Here is a 1,126-nt window from a genome sequence, read left to right on the forward strand (position 1 = left end):
CCCAACTGCGCAAGAAGTTGCGCAGTTGGTCGTAATATTTCAGGGGTAAATTGCCCTGCAGCCCAAGCGGCGTAAGCCCTGCAGCCAAGTGCGCAAGAAGTTGCGCAGTACTGCGCAACTTCTTGCGCACTTTCTCCCGACTTTCCCGCTGAAAATCGCCCCGAATGATCACCGACTACCGTGGCGCCCCCGCCATCCGGGTACCGCGCAGAACCTGGCACGCTCCTTGATAACTCTCAGCCACCCACCGGGCGATTTCGCCTCCGGGCACCCTAACTTTATCCGCAAGGAGAGCACCCCATGGCAACACCAGCGTACATGTCGGTTACCGGCGAAAAACAAGGCCTGATCACTGCCGGCGCTTTCACCGCCGACTCCGTTGGCAACACCTACCAGGAAGGCCACGAAGACCAGGTCATGGTTCAGGCTTTCACCCACGACGTGATCATCCCGCGTGACCCACAATCCGGTCAGCCAACCGGTCAGCGCGTTCACAAGCCAGTTGTGATCACCAAGGTCTACGACAAGGCTTCGCCACTGCTGCAAGCAGCTCTGACTTCCGGCGAGCGCATGAGCGAAATCGTTATCCAGTGGTACCGCACTTCGGCTCAAGGCACCCAAGAGCACTACTACACCACCAAACTGGAAGACGCGATCATCGTCGCCATCAACAACAAAATGCACAACTGCCAGGATCCAGGCAACGCGCACTTCACCCACCTGGAAGAAGTGCAGTTCACCTACCGCAAAATCACCTGGACCCACGAAGTATCCGGTACTTCGGGTTCCGATGACTGGCGTGCTCCAGTCGTTTAATTACGGCTGACCGTTACACGCATCGGCCAGCTCTGCTGGTCGATGTTGTTTACGCCCCTCCAGAATTTCGCGTACGTTGAGCCGCTTTTTTGCGGTCGTCGACGGGCGCCGCTGTACAGCACGAGGAACAAGGGATGTTCGCGCCGGCCAATGAAACCCACTTTGCCCTGACCATCGAAGGGCTTTCCGCCGACTTTCAGGTGTTTACCCTCACCGGCCGGGAAGCCATCAGCCAGCCTTTTGTCTTCGAGGTGGAGCTGGTCAGTGAGCAGCCGTCGCTGGACCTCGAAACCCTGCTGCACAAACCGGC

1 protein-coding gene is annotated in these 1,126 nt (G+C 58.2%); it reads left to right on the plus strand.

Features of this window, described 5'->3' with window-relative positions; genetic code table 11:
• Positions 1 to 300 precede the first annotated feature (300 nt).
• Entirely contained in the window at positions 301 to 816 is a 516-nt protein-coding gene (locus D8U70_RS16750; RefSeq protein WP_007949952.1) for an Hcp family type VI secretion system effector, read from the plus strand.
• The last annotated feature ends 310 nt before the right edge of the window (positions 817 to 1,126 follow it).

This window comes from Pseudomonas sp. Sample_20 (assembly GCF_004307585.1).
In the GTDB taxonomy this organism is placed as follows: domain Bacteria; phylum Pseudomonadota; class Gammaproteobacteria; order Pseudomonadales; family Pseudomonadaceae; genus Aquipseudomonas; species Aquipseudomonas atacamensis.

What these genes read in the sequence shown, in the direction of transcription:
- D8U70_RS16750 (WP_007949952.1), top strand. Translation starts at nt 301, where the DNA reads ATGGCAACACCAGCGTACATGTCGGTTACCGGCGAAAAACAAGGCCTG.